Origin of the sequence: Paenibacillus sp. EZ-K15 (assembly GCF_002573715.1) — a bacterium.
In the GTDB taxonomy this organism is placed as follows: domain Bacteria; phylum Bacillota; class Bacilli; order Paenibacillales; family Paenibacillaceae; genus Paenibacillus_AQ.
Genome location: NZ_PDHM01000017.1, coordinates 118,740 through 138,085 on the forward strand (window position 1 = coordinate 118,740; position 19,346 = coordinate 138,085).

The 19,346-nt window shown below is 44.0% G+C and carries 22 protein-coding genes; 9 read left to right on the top strand and 13 right to left on the bottom strand.

From position 1 onward, the window contains the following. Positions 1-33 precede the first annotated feature (33 nt). Positions 34-1,248 (bottom strand): GDSL-type esterase/lipase family protein, encoded by a 1,215-nt coding sequence (locus tag CRG97_RS17070; RefSeq protein ID WP_098745462.1) that lies wholly within the window; start codon positions 1,246-1,248, stop codon positions 34-36. A gap of 152 nt (positions 1,249-1,400) precedes the next feature. Between CRG97_RS17070 and CRG97_RS17075 the strand changes: the two genes are divergently transcribed. After that, positions 1,401-1,898 carry an SMI1/KNR4 family protein gene (locus tag CRG97_RS17075; protein ID WP_098745465.1) on the top strand — a complete coding sequence of 166 codons (498 nt, stop codon included), beginning with the start codon at positions 1,401-1,403 and terminating at the stop codon, positions 1,896-1,898. A 73-nt stretch (positions 1,899-1,971) separates the two neighbouring features. Here CRG97_RS17075 and CRG97_RS17080 read toward each other — a convergent pair whose 3' ends face one another. Together CRG97_RS17080 and CRG97_RS17085 are read right to left on the bottom strand one after the other, a co-directional pair. Beyond that, entirely contained in the window at positions 1,972-2,541 is a 570-nt protein-coding gene (locus CRG97_RS17080; RefSeq protein ID WP_098745468.1) for a YdeI/OmpD-associated family protein, read from the bottom strand. 79 nt (positions 2,542-2,620) lie between these two features. Continuing rightward, positions 2,621-3,085, bottom strand: coding sequence for a VOC family protein (locus CRG97_RS17085; protein ID WP_098745470.1), 465 nt, complete (start codon positions 3,083-3,085; stop codon positions 2,621-2,623). 98 nt (positions 3,086-3,183) lie between these two features. On the opposite strand from CRG97_RS17085, the gene CRG97_RS17090 reads away from it, so the two are divergent. Beyond that, positions 3,184-4,092 (top strand): helix-turn-helix transcriptional regulator, encoded by a 909-nt coding sequence (locus tag CRG97_RS17090; protein ID WP_098745474.1) that lies wholly within the window; start codon positions 3,184-3,186, stop codon positions 4,090-4,092. A 478-nt stretch (positions 4,093-4,570) separates the two neighbouring features. Here the strand turns inward: CRG97_RS17090 and CRG97_RS17095 are convergent, their stop codons facing one another. Continuing rightward, complete coding sequence (locus tag CRG97_RS17095) at positions 4,571-5,455, bottom strand: LysR family transcriptional regulator (protein ID WP_098745477.1); 885 nt, start codon at positions 5,453-5,455, stop codon at positions 4,571-4,573. Positions 5,456-5,599: 144 nt separating this feature from the next. On the opposite strand from CRG97_RS17095, the gene CRG97_RS17100 reads away from it, so the two are divergent. Further along, the gene (locus tag CRG97_RS17100; RefSeq protein WP_098745480.1) at positions 5,600-6,619 is read left to right on the top strand and encodes an alpha/beta fold hydrolase; all 1,020 of its coding nucleotides are present in this window, start codon (positions 5,600-5,602) and stop codon (positions 6,617-6,619) included. Between the two features lie 246 nt (positions 6,620-6,865). On the opposite strand, the gene CRG97_RS17105 is transcribed toward CRG97_RS17100, so the two are convergent. Continuing rightward, positions 6,866-7,459: a hypothetical protein gene (locus CRG97_RS17105; RefSeq protein ID WP_237566460.1), complete on the bottom strand. Its 594-nt coding sequence runs from the start codon at positions 7,457-7,459 to the stop codon at positions 6,866-6,868. Between the two features lie 526 nt (positions 7,460-7,985). On the opposite strand from CRG97_RS17105, the gene CRG97_RS17110 reads away from it, so the two are divergent. Further along, positions 7,986-8,975, top strand: a complete 990-nt coding sequence (locus CRG97_RS17110; protein ID WP_098745485.1) for an aldo/keto reductase family protein — start codon at positions 7,986-7,988, stop codon at positions 8,973-8,975. Here CRG97_RS17110 and CRG97_RS17115 read toward each other — a convergent pair. Together CRG97_RS17115 and CRG97_RS17120 are read right to left on the bottom strand one after the other, a co-directional pair. Beyond that, positions 8,972-9,850, bottom strand: coding sequence for a LysR family transcriptional regulator (locus CRG97_RS17115; RefSeq protein ID WP_098746657.1), 879 nt, complete (start codon positions 9,848-9,850; stop codon positions 8,972-8,974). The genes CRG97_RS17110 and CRG97_RS17115 overlap by 4 nt on opposite strands. Before the next feature lie 137 nt (positions 9,851-9,987). Then, complete coding sequence (locus CRG97_RS17120) at positions 9,988-10,449, bottom strand: MarR family winged helix-turn-helix transcriptional regulator (protein WP_098745488.1); 462 nt, start codon at positions 10,447-10,449, stop codon at positions 9,988-9,990. Between the two features lie 155 nt (positions 10,450-10,604). Between CRG97_RS17120 and CRG97_RS17125 the strand changes: the two genes are divergently transcribed. Continuing rightward, the gene (locus CRG97_RS17125) at positions 10,605-11,498 is read left to right on the top strand and encodes an SDR family NAD(P)-dependent oxidoreductase (RefSeq protein WP_098745491.1); all 894 of its coding nucleotides are present in this window, start codon (positions 10,605-10,607) and stop codon (positions 11,496-11,498) included. Between the two features lie 100 nt (positions 11,499-11,598). Here the strand turns inward: CRG97_RS17125 and CRG97_RS17130 are convergent, their stop codons facing one another. The 5 genes from CRG97_RS17130 to CRG97_RS17150 all read right to left on the bottom strand — a co-directional run bounded on the left by CRG97_RS17130 (position 11,599) and on the right by CRG97_RS17150 (position 14,822). Continuing rightward, complete coding sequence (locus tag CRG97_RS17130) at positions 11,599-11,898, bottom strand: putative quinol monooxygenase (RefSeq protein ID WP_114149310.1); 300 nt, start codon at positions 11,896-11,898, stop codon at positions 11,599-11,601. Between the two features lie 10 nt (positions 11,899-11,908). Next, positions 11,909-12,547 (bottom strand): nitroreductase family protein, encoded by a 639-nt coding sequence (locus tag CRG97_RS17135; protein WP_098745494.1) that lies wholly within the window; start codon positions 12,545-12,547, stop codon positions 11,909-11,911. A 27-nt stretch (positions 12,548-12,574) separates the two neighbouring features. Continuing rightward, positions 12,575-12,976 carry a MarR family winged helix-turn-helix transcriptional regulator gene (locus CRG97_RS17140; RefSeq protein WP_237566505.1) on the bottom strand — a complete coding sequence of 134 codons (402 nt, stop codon included), beginning with the start codon at positions 12,974-12,976 and terminating at the stop codon, positions 12,575-12,577. Between the two features lie 220 nt (positions 12,977-13,196). Continuing rightward, positions 13,197-13,832 carry a Vat family streptogramin A O-acetyltransferase gene (locus CRG97_RS17145; RefSeq protein ID WP_098745500.1) on the bottom strand — a complete coding sequence of 212 codons (636 nt, stop codon included), beginning with the start codon at positions 13,830-13,832 and terminating at the stop codon, positions 13,197-13,199. A gap of 192 nt (positions 13,833-14,024) precedes the next feature. Further along, positions 14,025-14,822 (bottom strand): sulfite exporter TauE/SafE family protein, encoded by a 798-nt coding sequence (locus tag CRG97_RS17150; RefSeq protein ID WP_098745503.1) that lies wholly within the window; start codon positions 14,820-14,822, stop codon positions 14,025-14,027. Between the two features lie 335 nt (positions 14,823-15,157). Here CRG97_RS17150 and CRG97_RS17155 point away from each other — a divergent pair, with 335 nt between their 5' ends. The 4 genes from CRG97_RS17155 (at position 15,158) to CRG97_RS17170 (ending at position 17,482) form a co-directional block, all read left to right on the top strand. After that, positions 15,158-15,481, top strand: coding sequence for a carboxymuconolactone decarboxylase family protein (locus tag CRG97_RS17155; RefSeq protein ID WP_098745505.1), 324 nt, complete (start codon positions 15,158-15,160; stop codon positions 15,479-15,481). 17 nt (positions 15,482-15,498) lie between these two features. Beyond that, positions 15,499-15,894: a cupin domain-containing protein gene (locus CRG97_RS17160; RefSeq protein WP_098745508.1), complete on the top strand. Its 396-nt coding sequence runs from the start codon at positions 15,499-15,501 to the stop codon at positions 15,892-15,894. Between the two features lie 282 nt (positions 15,895-16,176). Next, complete coding sequence (locus CRG97_RS17165; RefSeq protein ID WP_098745511.1) at positions 16,177-16,593, top strand: MerR family transcriptional regulator; 417 nt, start codon at positions 16,177-16,179, stop codon at positions 16,591-16,593. A gap of 142 nt (positions 16,594-16,735) precedes the next feature. Next, a complete protein-coding gene (locus tag CRG97_RS17170) occupies positions 16,736-17,482 on the top strand; it encodes an SDR family oxidoreductase (protein WP_098745514.1) in 747 nt (248 codons plus the stop codon). A 108-nt stretch (positions 17,483-17,590) separates the two neighbouring features. On the opposite strand, the gene CRG97_RS17175 is transcribed toward CRG97_RS17170, so the two are convergent. Further along, positions 17,591-19,327, bottom strand: coding sequence for a Rieske (2Fe-2S) protein (locus tag CRG97_RS17175; protein ID WP_098745517.1), 1,737 nt, complete (start codon positions 19,325-19,327; stop codon positions 17,591-17,593). Positions 19,328-19,346 lie beyond the last annotated feature (19 nt).

The following is a 19,346-nucleotide window of genomic DNA, read 5'->3' on the forward strand; positions in this document are numbered from 1 at the left end:
CAAAATTTCTGCTCACCTAAACCTGCCACATCCCTACTTTACGAATTCCATCAAGTAATCCAGAAGCAGCCGATAGAAATCCGGCTTGAAGTGAACACCGTTGTCCGCGTAACGGATATTGTTGGCGGCAAAGAGGGATGACAAGTCCACGTAATCGACTTTCATTTCATCGGCCAACTGATCAAGTGCTTGGTTGAAGTCCGTAATGTTCGCATACCGAGGCTCTTGCTTCAGGGCGTTCTCGTCGACTGGCGGTATCGACAGGATGTGAATATCTGTCTTGGGCAGCTTGTTCCGAATGCTGCTGATTAACTGGCGATAGTTCTCATTGAATGTCTGCTTATCCGACAACCGAATGTCATTGCTGCCCAGCAGAATGAATATATGCTCCGGTGCTTGGTTGGCAAGCTTCTCGACGTTCATGAGAGTGAGATCTAGCGTCGCACCGCTTGGAGCGATGACATTCGCTGAATCCAGTTTGTTCAGATAGGACAACGCACCCAGGATGGAATCGCCCAGGAAAACACTGTGGCTGAACGCTGCTTTGTAGACTTCGTTCGGATCGGTGACCGCCGGACCGCGCGGTTGCTCGGCCAGATCCGTCCGCTCCTTCAAGAACCCCAAGAGGATTGGGTAAAATGCGTTCGTGAAATGAGAGCCGTCTTCATCGTATTGAATCTTGTGCTGCCGGAAAATGGGGGCAAGGTCAATATAATCTACTCCCTTCCCCTTCGCCATCTGCTGCAGGGCTGTATTAAATATTTCAATCTGCAGGTTCATGGACGCACTGAACGGCGTTGTGGTATCTACCGGCGTAATCGATAGTACGTACACGCGCGCAGTCGGCAATGGTTCCCTTATACGATCAACCAGTTGCTTGTAACGCTGTATGAACGTCTTCTTCGCTTCCTCCGTCGGTTCCCCTAGATCGTTCTGTCCCATTGACAGGAACACATGCGTCGGCTTGCGGCTCGTGATCTCCTCGACGTTGTCCAGCGTAGATTGGACCGTTGCGCCCAATCCCCCCATAACGTTTGCTCCAGGAAGCAGGTCCTCGTTCGTCAGTCCTCCAATAATAGAGTCGCCTACGAACAAGCTGCTGCCGAACAATTCCTGGACGCCGTTCACAGGCTCCTGCGTCGTCGCGAGCTGAGACTGCCCCGTGTCGTCAGCCGCACTGCAGGGGACGAGGGTCGAAAGTATCACTGTTGACAGAAAAATGCTTACCCATCGTTGTATCATTTTCATACACACATGAACTCCTTACTTGCAAGATATCCATATCATAGGATAGCGAAATCAATTTCAGGTGCAGAAAAGATCAATTCGTCTTCAATTTATTATTCGATACCATTTCAGATATAATAAATGGGAGTGAATAATGCGGGAGAAGGTGGACCATGATTAACAAAATGAATGAATTTATGAATTGGGCTAAAGAAAACGGCTGGACGATAACCAAAAAGTCGGATAACAACGTGAATTTAAGTGGCAGCTTTATAGCTAGATATACAGAAATTCCTAGTGAATATTTAGAATTTTTAAGTGTTGTAAAACAATGCATCACGCCTAGTGAGAAGACGTGGTTCCTTTGTGAGAATGAATATAATCCTAGCTCTGATACTGCATTTAAATGGAATGAATTTGAATTGCTCAGTTTAGAAGCAGCAATGGACGATGAGACATGGAAATCAGAAATAACGGCGTGGTGGGATTCTTACCTGCCGATCGTGATGTCAGTTGATGGTGGGTATTCCTTCTATGCAATTGATTTAACAAATGACATTGGTGCTATCGTACGTGGATATGAACCTGAATTTGAAGAAGTTGAAAGAGTAGCAAATCATCTAGAGGAATTTTTTGATTTCATAATGTCGAATACAATAGAGTTCCAATGATAAAACAGGTAAGGCACACAACCTTAGTTCGGTACCAACCGGACTAGGGTTGTGTGCCTTCAACCCAGAAATATCAATAATCTAGTAGACGGCCATTATCGTTCCATTGACCGTACATTTTATTCTCTCTCGTGTTGGTTATGAATTTTTCTAATCTGCTCTTAAATAACTCTGGCTGATTCTTATAACTTTGTATCGTGTCGATCCGAACTCTCTTATAAAGATCTGAAAATGCCATGAAATTCTCATATACTTGCTTTTCCTCTTTTATTCTTTGCTCAATAACTCCATCGATTCTGAAAGAATCGTGATCCATCTCAGGAAGAACCATTCTGCCTTCGTCTCTCAAGAACCCCAGCTTTTCGAGTCGGCGGACGCGTTCTTTATTTAATTCAGTCCATGAACTTTTCTTACTTCTAGGAGACAGTCTCTGGGCCAGCTCGGTTTCAGACATTTTCTTTTTGACTCCATCAATCCATCCAAAGCATAAGGCTTCCTCAACGACGTCCAAATATAACAACTTATCAGAGGTTGGCGTCATACTAACCAAAACCCAGCAAGACTTCTCTGTCTTGCCATGGTTCTGCAGCCAAATCCTTAAATCCACTCTTGATGTTACTGGAATTACATGTTCAATTTCCATAGCTAAAACCCACCCTCCTCCTTTCTAATGAGAATATCAAAACATGGCCCTTTCATTGGAAGGCCATGTTTTGAATGAGTTACTGTTTGTTTGAAATGACTTTATCAAGGAAGCGATCTGCGTCGCTATTAAATTTCCAGGCAACTCCGAACGGATCAACCAGCATTCCAAAACACGAAGACCAAGGAGTATTAGATAACGGCATCACAACATGGCCGCCAACAGACAATTGATTAAAGTATTCTTCCAAAGTTTGTTTATCGTCCATGACTAGACTAATAAGTACGTTGTTTCCTTTCACCAGCTCACCTGTCACCGCCTTCATGGAAGGCAAAATATCCGACATCATAATTTTCCCGCCTGCAAATTCTACCGAAGACTCCATGATCATATCGAGTTCATTTTCTGGCAACGGATAGTTTGGATCCTGAGGAAAATCCCTGAATTTCACTTTTTTTACCTCGTTCGCATTTAGAGCCTCCGCATAAAATTCAATTACTCTTTCTGCGATTCCATCAAAGTTTAAATATACAATAGCTGACATAAAGTTGTACCTCCTTCTTTTGATAAATGAAGTATAATTTATTAGTGGTGACAGACGCATGTCACCATTTAAAAATTTGTATCAAAAGAGGGGCAGCTATGGAGAAGGTTGAGAGATTAATATCTATTATCATGATTTTGCTGAAAAAAGATATCGTTTCAACAAAAGAATTCGCACAATTATTTAACGTTTCCAAAAGAACGATTCTTCGCGATATGGAAACACTGAGCTTATCCAACATTCCCATCTATTCAGTTCATGGAATTCATGGTGGGTACGGTATTATGGATGAATACAAGGTGGATAAACGTCTTTTAAGCAGCTACGACTTAGAAAATATATTGACTGCGCTCGGCGGATTGGAACAAATTCTAATTAGCGAGGAAGTTGAAATCACGATTAAAAAAATGGAAGCCATGGTTCACCCCATGTCACTGAAAAGTTCAGTCCGACTTTCATTTTATGATTGGGAGGGTCGGTCCGAGATTCTTCAAACCTTGAAAACATGCCAGGAATCGATAATAGGGAAAAAGTTAATTTCATTTGATTATATAGATAAAAATGGCATGATAACGAATCGAATTGTTGAGCCGTATCAGCTTCATTTTAGCGAAACGAGTTGGTATTTAAAGGGGTTTTGCTTACATCGTCAGAGCTATAGAACATTTAAATTATCCAGGATCGATAATCTCAATATGGATGAAAAAACATTTAACCCTAGAGATTATGCATTAGAACAAAATGAAGCTGGTTATCAACCTCAACTTGTTGCAATCAAGGCGTTGATTGCGCCCAGTGTAAAAGATCAATTCATTGAAAGATACGGTCGCAAGAGCATTGAAAACTTTAACTCTGAATATTTCTTAGCCACTATCCATATTCCTCAGAACAGTATTGGATTTCAATTTTTAGCAAGTTTCGGTACGAATCTAGAAATCGTAGAGCCCCAATCCTATGTTGCAGAATTCCGTAATTATTTGCTCAAAATGGTAAATAAATATTCCTGAAGGCTTAAAAAAAAGCCATGGATCTGCACAAACCCGATGTGGATATTCTGGTAGGGACGGATGTATCCCCCGTGTCTGTTCCAATCTTGGTGATTCAACAACGAAGATCTCGGATTCCTTGGCAATCAAATCCGTGTGGTTCAATGGTGTGCTTCAGTTAGGTTAATATGGTTAAGGCGAATGATGAGTGAACCAACGACCCTTTTAAAGCTTACCGTCCCCCCGATGTGTGAGGACTGTAGTTCTGCTATTTGTTTTTTTCTGCTCATTAGCGGATGTATGAGGACATGAGATCCGCTATTGTAGGTTATTGCGGGCTAAATTTGTGGTTATGGTTAGATTAACGGAACGTGTGTCCGGATAGACTCCCAAATGAACCGATTTTCGGTAAATAGCGGATCGTGTGTCCGCATGGGCCCCAAAATCATTCGCTAAAGTAGCTAACTAATATAGCTAACTATAATAGATTCTCTTCCTCTTAACCGATAACTTCCCTTGCTGCTTCTATGAAAGATAATATGATGGGTGAAAGCCACTTATCTTTATGCCATAACATCTGCGTATACACGTGCAAGTCCGGAATTTGCCATGGAAGAGCAACAAGTTCGCCCCGTTCAACTTCGGCTTTCGTTACGATTTCAGGAAGAAAGGCAATACCGATTCCCGAAATTGCACATTGTTTAATGGCTTCGGCACTTTGAAACTCTAAATAAGTAATCGTATCAATGCCCTCTTTCTCAAATTGCCGGTCAAACATGGTTCGATAGGGACATCCCTTTTCATTCGTAAGAAACACTTGTCCATGAAAGTCTTCCAACTGCAGCACCGTTGGTTTCACAAGTGGATGGTCAGGAGCAGCGAATAAGCGGAAAGTTTCTTCCGCCATCGGCTCCACTGCAAGTCCGCTCGAGCGAATGGGTTCGTCCAACATAAAGACGACATCCGCGGCTCCCTCAAAGAGCGCTTGCTTGAGTTCTTGATTGGGAACGGAGCGGAAGATGAGACGCACTCCTGGATAGCGTGAACGAAATAGTTGAAAGACAGCTGGAAGCCGATAGGCGCAAATGACCTCATTGGCACTGATCGTTAGGGTGCCGATAAGATTTTCATTATCATGAACGACGCTGCGGGCTTCGTCCAATTTGTCTAAAACACTTTGGATCTGAATTAAAAAGCGTTTACCTGCAGTTGTGAGGACGAGCTGCTTGCCCAAGCGGTCAAAGAGACGAACACCAAGCTCATCCTCCAAGGCTTTCATTTGCATCGTGACGTTGGAGGGGACGTAGTTCAGCACTTCCGCAGCCCGAGTGAAATTTAATGTTGATGCAACCGTGCGGAACGTATTCAATTGGCGCAATTCCATCATATGATCCCCCTTCTTACTTTCAATAATATTGAATACAACTTTGAATTTCATTCACTTTTATTGAGAGTACCACGGACCTATACTTAGTACAAGAAATACACGCTACATGTGTGGTTTCATTTTGAAGGGAGAGACAAAACGATGGATTATGAGATTTTTGATTTGGGTGACGTAACCTTGCAATCAGGTGTGACGTTACCGAGCGCTTTTCTTGCTTATAAAACTTATGGAAGATTAAATGAAAAGAAAGATAATATCATCGTCTATCCAACTGCTTTTGGGGATCAGCATATTCAGAATGAATGGTTGATTGGAAACGGCATGGCCCTAGATCCGCGAGAATATTTCATTATCGTTCCAAATCTATTGGGCAACGGGTTATCCTCGTCTCCCAGTAACACGCCTCCCCCATTTGACCGGGCTCATTTTCCGGGGGTAACCATCTATGACAACGTTAAATTCCAGCATCGGCTGGTGACCGAAAAATTCGGTATTGAAAAGATCGCTCTCGTCGTTGGATGGTCAATGGGAGGCATTCAAGCATTCCAATGGGGGGCAAGTTATCCCGACATGGTGGAACGAATTGCACCTTTCGCCGGAGTTGCAAAGACCTGGCCCCAGACGTATGTGGTCCTGGAAGGAATGAGAGCTCCGCTCATGGCTGCAGTCCGCTTCGATTCAAGTGAACTAAATCAGTTGACTTCTGCAGACATGCGCGCGGTTGGTCGTGTCTATGCCGGATGGGGCGTATCACACGCGTTTTACAGAGAAGAACTTTATCGTGAGCTGGGATTTGACTCATTGGCAGATTTTATGGTGGGCGTCTGGGAAGATAGTTTCATGAAGATGGATCCGCACAATGTCTTAGCCATGTTATGGACAGGACAAAATGCAGATATTAGCGCAAACTCTTCCTACAACGGAGATTTCGATAAGGCGCTCAAGAGCATTAAAGCACTTGCCTGCGTCATGCCGGGGAGCACGGATCTCTTCTGCTCTGCGGATGATAACGAATACGAGGCTAAGCTTATGCCTAATGCTGTTTTCAATCCGATCAAGTCGATCTGGGGACATTTTGCCGGTCGCGGAATCAACAGTGCCGATAACAAATTTATTGATGATAACCTAAAACGCTTGTTGACGCTTCGTACAGACGGATAGATCATAACTGAGGTCACCAGAACTTACTGGTTGACCTCCTTTTTGTGTAGTTGTGCTTGCTGAGCAGTTCTGCCCGTTAGCTGAAACCGGTCGTCAGTCTAGTGTTTATATCTTCTGTTGACAACATCAACAGCTACGGCACAATGTTCTTGACCTCAGACAGAACTTAAGCAGCTGATCCAGTGTCTTTTTCGAGCCCCTTGCATGATTCCCGTCTCTTCTGGAATAATCGGTGCAAAACTTCATTCATTTTGAATCGCTTTGAACCGTAGATAACGAAACGAGGACCGGACCGGCAAAATCCGAAGCCTCTTCGCCTTTTGGATTGTGAAGGCGGAACAGGAATGCGTCGCCTGTTTCAGGCTGCCACACGATATAATCGTTTATCCCTTCACCACTCGAGGTTTGTAGGTAAAGCTCGGCGGAACCCAGTGGATGCTCGACGAGCTCTCCACTAAAATCGGATACTTCGCCGAACTCTTCCAATTCCTTTTTTCCTGCAGCTTTAAGCTGCGTTAGGTCATAATTTGTAGGCAGTGACTCAATATCAACATAGTATTCTGGATTGCTGCTAAGAAATAGACGTCCTTCGGCAGCGTCGAAAGCAAACTTTTCGAATACGTATAAGGAAAAATCTTCTCCCTGATGCAAGGTGGCTGTAAGTGACTGGTTACCCTCACCCGTCATCAAATCAAAGTTTTCACTCTGTGGACGCGTCCCTTCGGAAGCTTGCTCGTTCTCGGTTTCAGGAGATGCGACCTGTTCATTGACCGGTGTTGATATTTCTGGACTGGCGGGAGGCTCAGCTGCTCCAGAGCATGCCGTAAGCGTTAGAACCATGATGAAAATTGAAATCCTCATAAATGCAGAGTGTCTTGGATACACGCTAAATCACGCCTTTCTGTATTTAGTTCATGCAGCTTCATGAATGCACTGGATGATCAGACAGCCACTGATTTTAGGATATTTGCAATCGGTTAGAGTCATTGAGTACTGTTGAGGCAACATCGTTTTGTGTTTCATCACATTAATATGGTGAATTATGAGTTATTACCCAAGTAAGGGTTTCGAAACGCAAAAAGTGAAAGCTGGTGTCCTGCTAAGCTCTCCTCTAGAAACCTACACGACCACTCCATTCTTCTGTACGAGCAATCAAGGCTACCTTCTCTCTCTCACTAACTCCTCGTCTGCAATGCTACATTTTGATTTATTCAACATTTCCACTCACCTCAGATCCGAATCCATTTATTTGTTCTTCAATTTCTCTTTTAATATGATTTTCGTATTAAAAGGTAGTTAAAAATATATTTTACCACTTTATATTTGGTTGATATAATCGGATCAACCTTAACAGGAGGTGTCCAAAATGAAATACCGTAAGCTGGGAAACAGCGGATTAAAGGTAAGTGAAATTTCGTATGGCAACTGGATCACACATGGGGCGCAACTCGAGGATGTATTAGCTAAAAAATGTGTGTTTGCAGCTTTGGATCAAGGAATTAATACGTTTGATACTGAGGATGTGTATTCGGATACGAGGGCTGAAGCCTTGCTTGGAACAGCGCTAAAAGGAATCTCACGCGAAAGCATTGTGCTCAGTACCAAGGTGTGTCATCCCACAGGTACCGGCCCAAACGACCAGGGGTTGTCACGCAAACATATCTTCGAGAGCTGCAACGCATCTTTGCGGCGGCTGGGAACAGATTATATCGACATTTATTTTGCTCACCGCTTTGACCCGCATACACCGCTTGAAGAGAGTTTCCTTGCTTTCTCCGATTTGGTGCGTCAAGGTAAAATATTGTATTTAGGTGTTAGTGAATGGACCGCTGCTCAAATTAAAGAAGGGGCTAGACTATCCAAACGGTTTAACATTCCTTTTGTGGCAAGCCAGCCACAATATTCGATGCTGTGGCGTGTCATCGAAGGCAATGTTCTGCCAGCTTGTGCGGAGGCAGGAATCGGCCAGATGACTTGGTCCCCGCTTGCGCAAGGCATTTTGTCTGGGAAATACAAGGCTGGTCATTCTCTTCCCACAGGCTCTCGGGCACTGGACGAAACCGGCTCGCGATTCTTAGAACGTTTGGCGGGGCAATGGATGCAATATGATGCCCTTGACGCGATCCAGCGGTTGATTCCCATTGCCCATGAGTGTGATTTAACTCTTCCTCAGCTGGCTATCGCTTGGATTTTGCAAAATAATCAAGTCTCCTCTGTTATTATCGGTGCATCCCAACCGGAGCAGATTCAAGAGAACGCGCGAGCATCCGGCATAGTGCTGCAAAGCTCGATCATGCAAAGAATTGATGAAATTTTAGATCCTTTTATTGAGCGTAATCCTGAGTGCACGGGCTAATCAAGATTGCTCAATAGCGATAAAAAGTTCGCGATTACTGCTTGATTGACGTCCGTTCTCCAGGCGGCAAATAGAGGTACAAAAGGTGTAACTTCCTGAAAAGGAAGGAACACCACCCCTTTTCGTTCAAATATCGATGCTGACGAAGGAATAATTGATATTCCCATCCCAGCGGCAACCAGGTTAACGATGGTTGACATCTGGACAGCTTCTTGTACAACTTTGGGATCAACCTCATGATTTTTGCAGAATTGCATAATTTGGTCGTAGAACGGGGCGCCGAACTGCCGCGGGAACAGAATAAACGCTTCAGCAGCCAAATTGCGAATGGAAACCTCACTTTCCAGTGCCAATGCGTGGTCTTCCGGCAAAACCGCGATCAATGATTCATGTTGTACAGTCTGATATCGAACATGCTTGACCGGCTCGCTATACCGTACGAATCCGAAATGTATCGTACCGTCTTGCAGAGCTTGAATTTGCTCTGCCGATGTCATTTCTCTTAGAATCAATTGAACTTGAGGATACAGTTCCCGAAATATCCTCAACAACCGCACCAGCCATTCTCCAGAAGCAGAGTCGACAAAAGCGATGGATAACTGGCCAACCATCCCTTCTCCAGCAAGCCTGGTCTTTTCTATCGATTGCTCTAACTGACGTACGATTCTCCTCGCTTCATTTAAGAATACTTCTCCTGCAGGAGTTAAAAGTACTGTCCTTTTGCTACGTTCCAAAAGCTGCACACCGATCTCTTCTTCAAGATTTTGAATTTGCTGACTCAGCGGCGGCTGGGTCATATTTAGTTTTTCCGCCGCACGGTTGAAATGCAATTCTTCAGCAACTGTTATAAAATATTTTAGTTTACGAATATCCATGCCTAATCCCATACCTTTCAACGTTACTTGTAGTCTCGCTGGCACCTCTTCCGATATTGGGCTGTCGTGTCCCGTTAGCTTCATTCATTTCAGTCCAGGTTTGCAGGTGTTTTCAAGCATCATACAGCCGAACGAACTTATCGACGATTGAATCCATTGAAGTGCCTGAGCATTTCGATAAAAATATGAAGCTCCGCATCTTTCCAGTCAGAGAGTCGTTCATAATAAACAGACTCTTTTTCCTTAAGTGCTTCTATTGTTTTTGCTTGTCCAAACTCGGTAAGAGACAACACAATTCCCCGTCCATCATTAGGAGACACTTCTCTGTTCACATATCCCAGAGACTGGAGTTGTTTGACAAGGCGACTGACCGAACTTCGGTCCATCGCAGTTGATTCAGCTAATGTGGCGGCATTAGTTGGGCCATAGGAATACAGCCAACGAACAATATGGAAGGCAGCAGGCTGCAAGGAGGAATCGAATTTCGCTGCGGCTCTGACATTCAGGGCATGTGCAGCACTGCTGAGAGCGTTAAGCTGCTCGCCCAATTCAATCTCCAGTTTCTCCCTCGATTCATTTTTGATTTCACTATCCTTCATCCTCAATCACCTTTCTCTAGATCAAAAATAACTAATTGACATATATCAATCAAATCATTATAGTTTGCATATGTCAACTAAATAAACGCTCTACTTTACCTGTTGTTTGCAATGATAGCTTCAAAAAAATTGTATCACATGAAGGAGAAATGACGATGTCTAAAAAAGAAACAATTGTCATTACAGGTGCTACCAGTGGTCTGGGACAGCTTGTCGCGTTCGAATTAGGAAGACGCGGATTTGATCTTATCTTGACTGCCAGGAGTAAAGAACGCGCTGAGGCGACGAGAAAACAGATTCAGGAGATTGCACCATCAACTAAAGTTGACTTTTTTTATGGAGATTTTTCGCTATTAAAGGACGTTAACCGGGTTGGCAGCGAAATAACCGTCGCTTATCCTAAAATTGATGTGTTGTTAAACAATGTGGGGATCCATGCTTTTGTGCCTCGTATCACTTCTGAGGGGCTTCCTGAAATGATGGCTGTCAATTATTTAGCGCCCTGGCTTTTGACACATATGCTAAAACCGTCCCTGCAAAATGCTCACGAGGCAAGAGTTGTCAATGTTGCCTCTGAAGCTTCACAACGTCATGGTATTTTGAAGCTACCCGATGATTTGACTGATACAACTCCCTTTACCTCTCGCGGATCATCCCCCATCTATGGGAAAACCAAATTGTTAAATATCATGTTCACCGCTGAAGTAGCACGGCGGTGGGCAGGTACGGGAATCAGCGTAAATGCACTAAATCCGGGATTTAATGTTACTGGACTCGGACGAGAACTTTGGTTCGCTTCCGTATTAGAACGATTGTTAAAAGCACTTCGGATTGGAGATCCGAGAAAAGGAGCAGATATTATCACCCGATTAATAGTTGAGCCCGAATATCAAAAAATGACAGGCGGATATTTTAATGTTGGAACCGGAAAATCAATTGAACCTGTTTCGCCTGGGGGGGATGTGGTAATGCAGAACAAGCTGTGGGAGGCCACCGAAGATTTGCTTGTGAAAAAGGGGTTTCTATCCAAAAACGCACATGGAGGATAGGATTGCCGCATTTTAGTAAATATAAATGTAGCAGTATATAGTAAAGCAAAGCAAAAAAAGGTCAACCCAATTATGGGTGACTTTCTTTACTTGTAGATCGTTAATTATTTGCTGATAGGTTGACCTGCAAAAGCTTGAACATTAACGGGGCTGTCAAGTATTTTGGAGCTTTAGCTACAAACGCCTGAAAATGGGTGCTCGCATTGTGAGCCACTACTGCTTCTTGGTCTTTCCACTGTTCGACCATGAGATATGTGTCATCCTTATCTGTATCCTTCAGGAGCTTATACGACACATTCCCTGCTTCCGCACGGGATGCCTCAATAAGTTCTTTTACGGTTTCCAAAAATTCTGCCTCTAATTCACTGTTTACTTTCATTTCTGCATGGATAATAATCATCGCTGTTACCTCACTTCCATTCCGCAATACGATCTATAGGGAGACGAGTCGTCAAACGTGCTTCTTTGGCAGCTTTACCTACAGAGATGAGCATTACCGGTACATAACGGTCTTTCTCCATACCAAATGCTTCTGCAATTCGGGATTTATCGTATCCGCCGATTGGATTTGTGTCATATCCACGGGCACGAGCAGAAAGCATAAGCTGCATGGAAACCAATCCGCTATCGATAAGGATCATTTCACGGAAAGCCTGTGCCGGAATACGTCCGAACAGATCGGTATAGTTTGCCATCATCTGATCCTTAATCTCTTGTGGCATATATCCACGTTCCACAGCATTACCCATAATTTCATCTGCATAGTCGAATGCGTTCATATCTCCAAATACAGCAATTACTGCGGAAGAAGTAGAAACTTGTGTTTTGTTGCCTGGTGCAAGCTCTTCAAGCGTTGCTTTTCCTTCTGGGCTATCAACGACAAGAAACCTCCAAGGCTGAAGATTAACGGATGATGGAGCCAAAGTCGCTTCTTTCAAAATTTCAGTCATTTCTTCATGGCTGATTTTGACCAATGGGTCATATACCCGCACAGAGCGACGGGAAGTAATAATTTCTTTATAATTATTGTTTAGGGAAGTTACAGTCATGATATTCTCTCCTTTAATCTCTATAAGTTAATTGGTCTTACTAGATTCCTTCATCTGTTGAATCTGGCTGTTCAGCTTCTGTAGCACTTGAACAAACGCAAGTCGTTCTGATTCTGTAAGGTCTGCCTGCAGTTCCTCCATAAATCGATCTTTCTCCGCTCTAAACGTTGCTACTTTATTTTTGCCCACTTCGGTTAGCTGAACCAACGTAATCCGGTTGTCATTCTCACATCTGGTTCGCAGAAGCATTCCTTCCGCTTCCAACTGCTGAACATGACGGGTCACCGCAGCTGGATCAATAGACACTGCCTTCTGCAGATCCGACTGGCTAATTTCGCCTCCCGTCAGTTTGTAGAGGAGTTCCAGCCGATTGGGACTAACTCCAGCACATCGCTCAAACCGAGTCGCAATATGCTTATTCAGATGCATTAGCAAGTACAGCAGGTCTTCTGTATGACATGTAGAGATGATATAGCCCCCCTTCAATTCATTGACTCATCAATGGTTGATGGGTCAATCATATACTTTTGTTTTCTGGAAATCAAGTTTTTTGAATAAATTATAAAGCCCTTCATCCTGTATAAGGACGAAAGGCTGGGTTCCATGTTACGGGATTTCCCCGAGAATGCCCTATTTTGCAAATAATGAGCTAATAAATCCCCTTGATTTTTGTCAGATCCCCGCTGCATAGTGTTTCAAGATTATCAAATATCTTACGAACAGGCCAATCCCACCATTTAATGGGAAGGAGATAATCGATGAGTTCATCGTCAAATCTTTTCTTAATGACTTTGCAAGGATTCCCGCCTGCAATATGGTAAGGGGGAACATCTTTTACCACAACAGAATTGGCTGCAATAATTGCCCCATCGCCAATATGTACACCGGGCATTACGGTGACATTTTGACCGATCCATACATCGTTTCCAATTATAGTGTCACCTTTAAGGGGTAAGTCTGCCAGTGTCGGAGTCGCTTTCTCCCAACCATGGCCCATAATGTTAAATGGATAGGTAGTGACACTGCACATTCTATGGTTTGCACCATTCATTACAAATTCAATACCCTTTGCTATTGCGCAAAATTTTCCGATAATCAGCTTATCTCCTATAAATTCATAGTGATGTGTAACATGCTCTTCAAACTTTTCAGCCCCGTTGATGTCGTCATAATATGTGTAGTCACCGATCATAATATTTGAGCGTGTTACAACGTTTTTAATATAGCATATACTTTTAATTGCCTCATTTGGGTAGATTGCATTTGGATCAGGTCCATATTGCATATAAAAATCCCTCCTTCGTGTTTTTTAAATAAAGAGAATACAGCGTTCTACTAGATTATTACTAATATTTATTATACCTCGATTCTGCATCAAAATATCAAGATGAGAGGAGATACCAGAAACAGACTTTTTACACTAAAATCCATTTATATTGCCGAATGGTTCATCGAACAAGTTATCATGTTTGGTGGGTTATTCTATAATCATCATAATAACCACGATGATAAGTAACCATATATAAATTCTAAAAAACAAAGTATCTGGAATTTTCTGAGCCCACCTTCTCCCGATTGGTACTCCTATCAGCCCCCCAAGCGAAAATCCAATCAATGCAGGTATATAAATAAATCCAATGGTCGAATCTGGCATACCCGCTACCCGTAATCCTGAAGCAAGATAAGTAGATGCACCGACAATAGCGACAGGCAGACCTAGCGGTGTAGCTAAAGCGACCGCATGCAGCATCCGCATCCCATATTTTCTAAGGTATGGGATCGTCATAACGCTACCGCCAATCCCTAGCAACGTTGAAATAATGCCAATGAACGATCCAACAACGAAACGGGACATGCGTCCTGGCAGAGGAGAGATCGGGAATTCATCGTTGCTATTCGCTGTTTTCTTGTACAAATTAGATATAATGACATAACAAAGTAGCATAATAAATGCAAATTTGAGCAATCCACCATCGATATAGCGGGCCAACAGCCCGCCGATCAGAGCGCCTGATGCGATAAAAGCAGCTAATTGTTTAAATACCATCCAATTGATATTACCTTGCTTCGAATGATTATAGGTGGAATTCGTTGAATTTATAATCATGACAGCCAGTGATGTCCCCACAGCTGTATGCATAACATATTCTGCAGGAACAACGTGAGGAAGGAAAACATATAGAATTGGGACGACAACGAAGCCGCCACCTAGGCCGAAAAGGCTGGATAATACGCCGATAAACACCCCGATGAAAGTAAACACAATCAATGCCATGATACTACTTCCCCCTTTAAGTCAGCCCGTACTCATCGCAGAATGACCCGCTCTCGCCTAGGTCCGACGGACATAGTCGTAATCGGCACCCTATCTCCGACTCGATTTGTTCAACAAAATCCCTTGCAGCTTACAGTTATGACTCCTATGTTGATTGGCTTACAAAATTAATGATAATAGAATAAGGCATATTATAATAATTGATATTTGTTATACTCGATATAAATAAAGGTAATGGTTATGCACCTTGTCTCCCAACCTGGTTACTTGCATTAGAGGTAACTCTAAGGTCTATACTTATTCCTAACCATGAAATGAATGGAGGAATGAATGATATGGCTGAAAAACAAACGGCTGGACGTGACTTACTCGAAGAGTTTGCACCCAAATTCGCTCAACTCAATGATGACGTCTTATTTGGTGAAGTATGGTCCAGAGAAGAGGAGTTATCCCCTCGTGATCGAAGTATGATTACGGTTTCTGCATTAATCGCTGGAGGGAACTTTGAGCAATTAACTCCGCATCTTCAAAGAGCAAAGACTAACGGAATAACCCAAGAGGAAGTTGCGGAGATAATTACCCATCTGTCATTCTATGCAGGATGGCCTAAGGCTTGGTCAGCATTTAACATCGCAAAAGAAGTTTATAAAAAAGAATAGAGAGTAGGGATGACATTATGGCACATGAAGAATTAAAGAATAGCACCATCTTCCCATTGGGGAACAAAGTAGAAGCCCATTTTATTGGGGATGTTTACTTACACATGGTTTTCACGGACGCAAGCCCTCTTAACACAGCTATTGGAAATGTAACTTTTGCTCCAGGCGCCCGCAATAACTGGCACGCTCATACGGTTGGTCAGGTACTATTGGTGACTGGTGGTGAAGGATGGTACCAAGAAGATGGCAAACCCGCTCAGTTGCTTAAGAGCGGAGATGTTGTAAATATCCCACCACATGTTAAGCACTGGCATGGTGCCACTAAGAACAGCTGGTTTGTGCACTTAGCCCTCACACCGGGTGAAACGGATTGGTTAGAACCCGTTAATGATGAAACATATAACTCGCTATAAAAAGAATGCATCGGACCCATGGGTTCGATGCATTCTTTTTTTACATCATTTGGCTCTTGAACGATAGTTTTTGGGGAATCATGATAATTAATGATAAACCCACCGCTTCGACGAGGCAATATGCCAGATACCCACGACGGGGAATTACCGAATATGACTTTCCGATGCTAACACATCGTTTTTTTCAGGATAGTAAATTGACATTCATCCAAACCTATGATACTCTCCTCACTTCTCATAGAGTGAACTCGAAGTCTATAGTAGTTGATTAGGAGAGATATGATGAAGACATATTCGATCAGTGAAGTAGCAATGGAACTAAATGTTACAGCTTATACCTTGCGTTACTATGACAAGGAAGGACTTATGCCTTTTGTTGAACGCTCGGCAAGTGGCCAACGTTTGTTTAAAGAATCCGATATTGCCGCATTAAAGGTAATTGATTGTTTGAAATCCACTGGTATGCAAATTAAGGAAATAAAGACTTTCATAGATTGGGTTACTGATGGAGATACCACATTGCAACAAAGATTCGACATGTTTATGGAACGCAAAGCAATAGTGGAAAAACAGATGGAAGAACTAAAAAAGACAATGGAACTGGTCGAGCATAAATGCTTATACTACAAAACGGCATTAGAAGCCGGAACTGAAGATATTCATAAAAACAACAAAATAGAAATCCCTATTTCTAATTAATAGATGAGCCTCCTGTAATTTGGATGAATAAATACGGGTGGCTCTTTCCGTTAGCTGATCTCTAAAATTGTTAAAATCCTCCCCTTGCTTTAGAGTTAACTCTATGGTTTAAACTCAACCTATACTCAAAGGAGGAATCAAGATGACGATTGAAAACAAAGTAGTTATAATCACTGGAGCTTCATCCGGAATTGGAGAAGCTACTGCGAAATTATTGGCAAGTAAGGGTGCTAGAATTGTTATGGGCGCACGTCGCGAAGACAAATTAAAAGCATTGACCGAGGAAATCCAAAAAGCTGGTGGACAAGCTGCTTATCGCGTAACAGATGTTGTTAATCCAGATGATAATCAGAAGCTTGTTCAGCTAGCTAAAGACACTTTTGGCGGTGTCGATGTAATCTTCTTGAACGCTGGACTAATGCCTAATTCCCCCCTTTCCGAATTAAAAACTGACGAGTGGCACCAGATGGTTGACGTTAATATTAAAGGTGTATTAAATGGTATCGCCGCAGTATTGCCAACATTCACATCGCAAAAGTCTGGACATATCATCACTACTTCATCAGTGGCCGGGCTTAAAGCTTACCCAGGCGGTGCGGTTTATGGCGCAACAAAGTGGGCTGTTCGGGATTTAATGGAAGTGTTGCGTATGGAATCTGCCCAAGAAGGGACTAACATTCGCACTGCAACGATTTATCCCGCAGCGATCAATACGGAATTGTTGGATACGATCACGGATAAGAATATGTCCGAAGGTATGACTGCGTTGTACAAACAATATGGTATTACACCTGATCGAGTTGCCAATGTTGTGGCATTCGCGATTGATCAGCCGGAAGATACGAATGTGAATGAGTTTACCATTGGACCAACAAAGCAACCTTGGTAATACTCACAAGCTATAGATAAGAGCTATTCAACAACTTCTAAAGATTAGGCTGTCGAGAAGACCTCGACAGCCTTGTTCTACAATCATTGTAGCGGCTTTCTCACTTTATTATTCTTCGAACAATTTCTCGCCCCGATGAAGCCGCCATGCAATTTTAGCTGTATGCGGCGTCTCACGGGAAGTTGGAGCGTGCGACGCCAAATAGCGGGTAAGCGCAAGGATCAAAGTTTCGCGGGCACTCTCGGCGAAAGGTCCAGACTCGGAAGCCCAGCGGTCATATTCCGCCACGGCCGCTTCGTACATTTGGAAGGTGTGGAATTCCGCATCCTCTCGAAGCAGCGCATGGCCCAATACGTTGAATAAAGGCTCCGGCTTTCCGCCGGTGCGCAGATAGCGAATCACCCATGCCGCCGCCGGCGCCACTTGCTGTTGCTTGTCGAGAATCTCAAGCAGCTCGGTGGGTTGTGGTTCTTCCTCAGTCGCACCTATTGCATCCGGTCTCGGGGCAGCGGGGATGTTCAAAAACCGATCGAGGTAAATCGTAGCCGCAGTATGGAAAATACCGCGAACCAGCCATGAATCGGCGGAACGGATCAATCCTTCGTGAACGGCGTGAGCATGTGTAAACGTGTGCAGCACTGAAATCCAGTCTCCGAAATCGTTATGCGTGTGGAAGCGGACGACCCGTTCTGCCGCAGCCAATGCGGCAATTTGCGAGATGCGCACTGGAGAGGCGCCCCTGAGTAAAGCATCCTTCAACATGTGCGCTGTTCCAAGCGGATCGTCGCCAAGCAGCGCTTGGAGCAGCGCCTCGTCATCGATGCCAGAGCCCCCGCTTCCTGATGAAACGCCATTCTTGGACAACTCCTCAAATGCTTCCTTTATCGGCTGAACCAAATTAACCGGGGACTGCCAACTATGAAGCTCTTCGCTGCGCGATGCGTTCCCGAACATCGGAACGAGCGAAGCGAGGATATATTTGTGCTGCTCGTGCCCGACGTATTTCAAGCTCTCGAACGCCTTATTATGGAAATCTAGCGTATGACCTCCATTCATATAAAAATGGTCCGTCGCCGCCATGCTCATCATAGAGAATAATCGCTTCTTATCCGCCCCTGACTGCACGGCGGTCAGCAGCACCCGTTCCGCACCGCGCGTATCCCGAACTTCGATGCAATCACGGTACCATTCCGTCAACCGTTCTTCGGAGACGCCTGCATTCGGAAGTGGATCGAGCAAGAATCGCGTTCCGCTACCGGCTGATTCGCGCGCCGTGTGCAGCAAGCCCTGAAACAACGCAAGGATCCGGCCTTGTTTATCAAGCTTTGGCAGGACGTTGGCCATCGCGGTCAGAATTGTTAACCCGGAGCCCCACCCTTGCCTGCGCTGTTTGACCCCAAATTCGATCCCGATCGCCGCGATTTCCGTCTCTGGAACACCTGCCTCCATTAATCCAACGATGGCCTTGGCTATGACAAGACCGATATTTTGCTCAAGGCCGCTCAGAAGCCGATCTTTATACAGCTGTACTTGATTGCTGTTCCGGGATTTGGGATTGACCCAAATCAGTCCGTCATGAATGGTAAAATCATGTACCGGTACATCGTCAGCCCAAGGGTCGAGCGTTCCGCCGCTGCATACGTCAAACCTTGCATGATGCCAATGGCATGTCAAAATTCCGTTGCATAAACTTCCCATGTGGAGCGGAAAACCAAGGTGCGGGCACCGGTTGTCAAGCGCGTGCACGTCATCCTCGTGATAAAATACTACGATGCCCCCCTTGATCAGCTTCGGTCCTTGCTCGCGAAGCTCTTCTACCGTACCTGCCTGAATCCAACCATCCATGAAAACGCCTCCATATTTC

Bases quoted from the DNA above. Each gene is read 5' to 3' on its own strand.
- CRG97_RS17120 (WP_098745488.1), bottom strand. From the start codon at position 10,449: ATGAAGGATAGTGAAATCAAAAATGAATCGAGGGAGAAACTGGAGATT.
- CRG97_RS17140 (WP_237566505.1), bottom strand. From the start codon at position 12,976: ATGCATCTGAATAAGCATATTGCGACTCGGTTTGAGCGATGTGCTGGA.
- CRG97_RS17145 (WP_098745500.1), bottom strand. From the start codon at position 13,832: ATGCAATATGGACCTGATCCAAATGCAATCTACCCAAATGAGGCAATT.
- CRG97_RS17175 (WP_098745517.1), bottom strand. From the start codon at position 19,327: ATGGATGGTTGGATTCAGGCAGGTACGGTAGAAGAGCTTCGCGAGCAA.
- CRG97_RS17135 (WP_098745494.1), bottom strand. From the start codon at position 12,547: ATGACTGTAACTTCCCTAAACAATAATTATAAAGAAATTATTACTTCC.
- CRG97_RS17115 (WP_098746657.1), bottom strand. From the start codon at position 9,850: ATGGATATTCGTAAACTAAAATATTTTATAACAGTTGCTGAAGAATTG.
- CRG97_RS17095 (WP_098745477.1), bottom strand. From the start codon at position 5,455: ATGGAATTGCGCCAATTGAATACGTTCCGCACGGTTGCATCAACATTA.
- CRG97_RS17075 (WP_098745465.1), top strand. From the start codon at position 1,401: ATGATTAACAAAATGAATGAATTTATGAATTGGGCTAAAGAAAACGGC.
- CRG97_RS17090 (WP_098745474.1), top strand. From the start codon at position 3,184: ATGGAGAAGGTTGAGAGATTAATATCTATTATCATGATTTTGCTGAAA.
- CRG97_RS17170 (WP_098745514.1), top strand. From the start codon at position 16,736: ATGACGATTGAAAACAAAGTAGTTATAATCACTGGAGCTTCATCCGGA.
- CRG97_RS17110 (WP_098745485.1), top strand. From the start codon at position 7,986: ATGAAATACCGTAAGCTGGGAAACAGCGGATTAAAGGTAAGTGAAATT.
- CRG97_RS17150 (WP_098745503.1), bottom strand. From the start codon at position 14,822: ATGGCATTGATTGTGTTTACTTTCATCGGGGTGTTTATCGGCGTATTA.
- CRG97_RS17105 (WP_237566460.1), bottom strand. From the start codon at position 7,459: ATGGTTCTAACGCTTACGGCATGCTCTGGAGCAGCTGAGCCTCCCGCC.
- CRG97_RS17070 (WP_098745462.1), bottom strand. From the start codon at position 1,248: ATGAAAATGATACAACGATGGGTAAGCATTTTTCTGTCAACAGTGATA.
- CRG97_RS17165 (WP_098745511.1), top strand. From the start codon at position 16,177: ATGAAGACATATTCGATCAGTGAAGTAGCAATGGAACTAAATGTTACA.
- CRG97_RS17160 (WP_098745508.1), top strand. From the start codon at position 15,499: ATGGCACATGAAGAATTAAAGAATAGCACCATCTTCCCATTGGGGAAC.
- CRG97_RS17155 (WP_098745505.1), top strand. From the start codon at position 15,158: ATGGCTGAAAAACAAACGGCTGGACGTGACTTACTCGAAGAGTTTGCA.
- CRG97_RS17085 (WP_098745470.1), bottom strand. From the start codon at position 3,085: ATGTCAGCTATTGTATATTTAAACTTTGATGGAATCGCAGAAAGAGTA.
- CRG97_RS17125 (WP_098745491.1), top strand. From the start codon at position 10,605: ATGTCTAAAAAAGAAACAATTGTCATTACAGGTGCTACCAGTGGTCTG.
- CRG97_RS17100 (WP_098745480.1), top strand. From the start codon at position 5,600: ATGGATTATGAGATTTTTGATTTGGGTGACGTAACCTTGCAATCAGGT.
- CRG97_RS17130 (WP_114149310.1), bottom strand. From the start codon at position 11,898: ATGATTATTATCCATGCAGAAATGAAAGTAAACAGTGAATTAGAGGCA.
- CRG97_RS17080 (WP_098745468.1), bottom strand. From the start codon at position 2,541: ATGGAAATTGAACATGTAATTCCAGTAACATCAAGAGTGGATTTAAGG.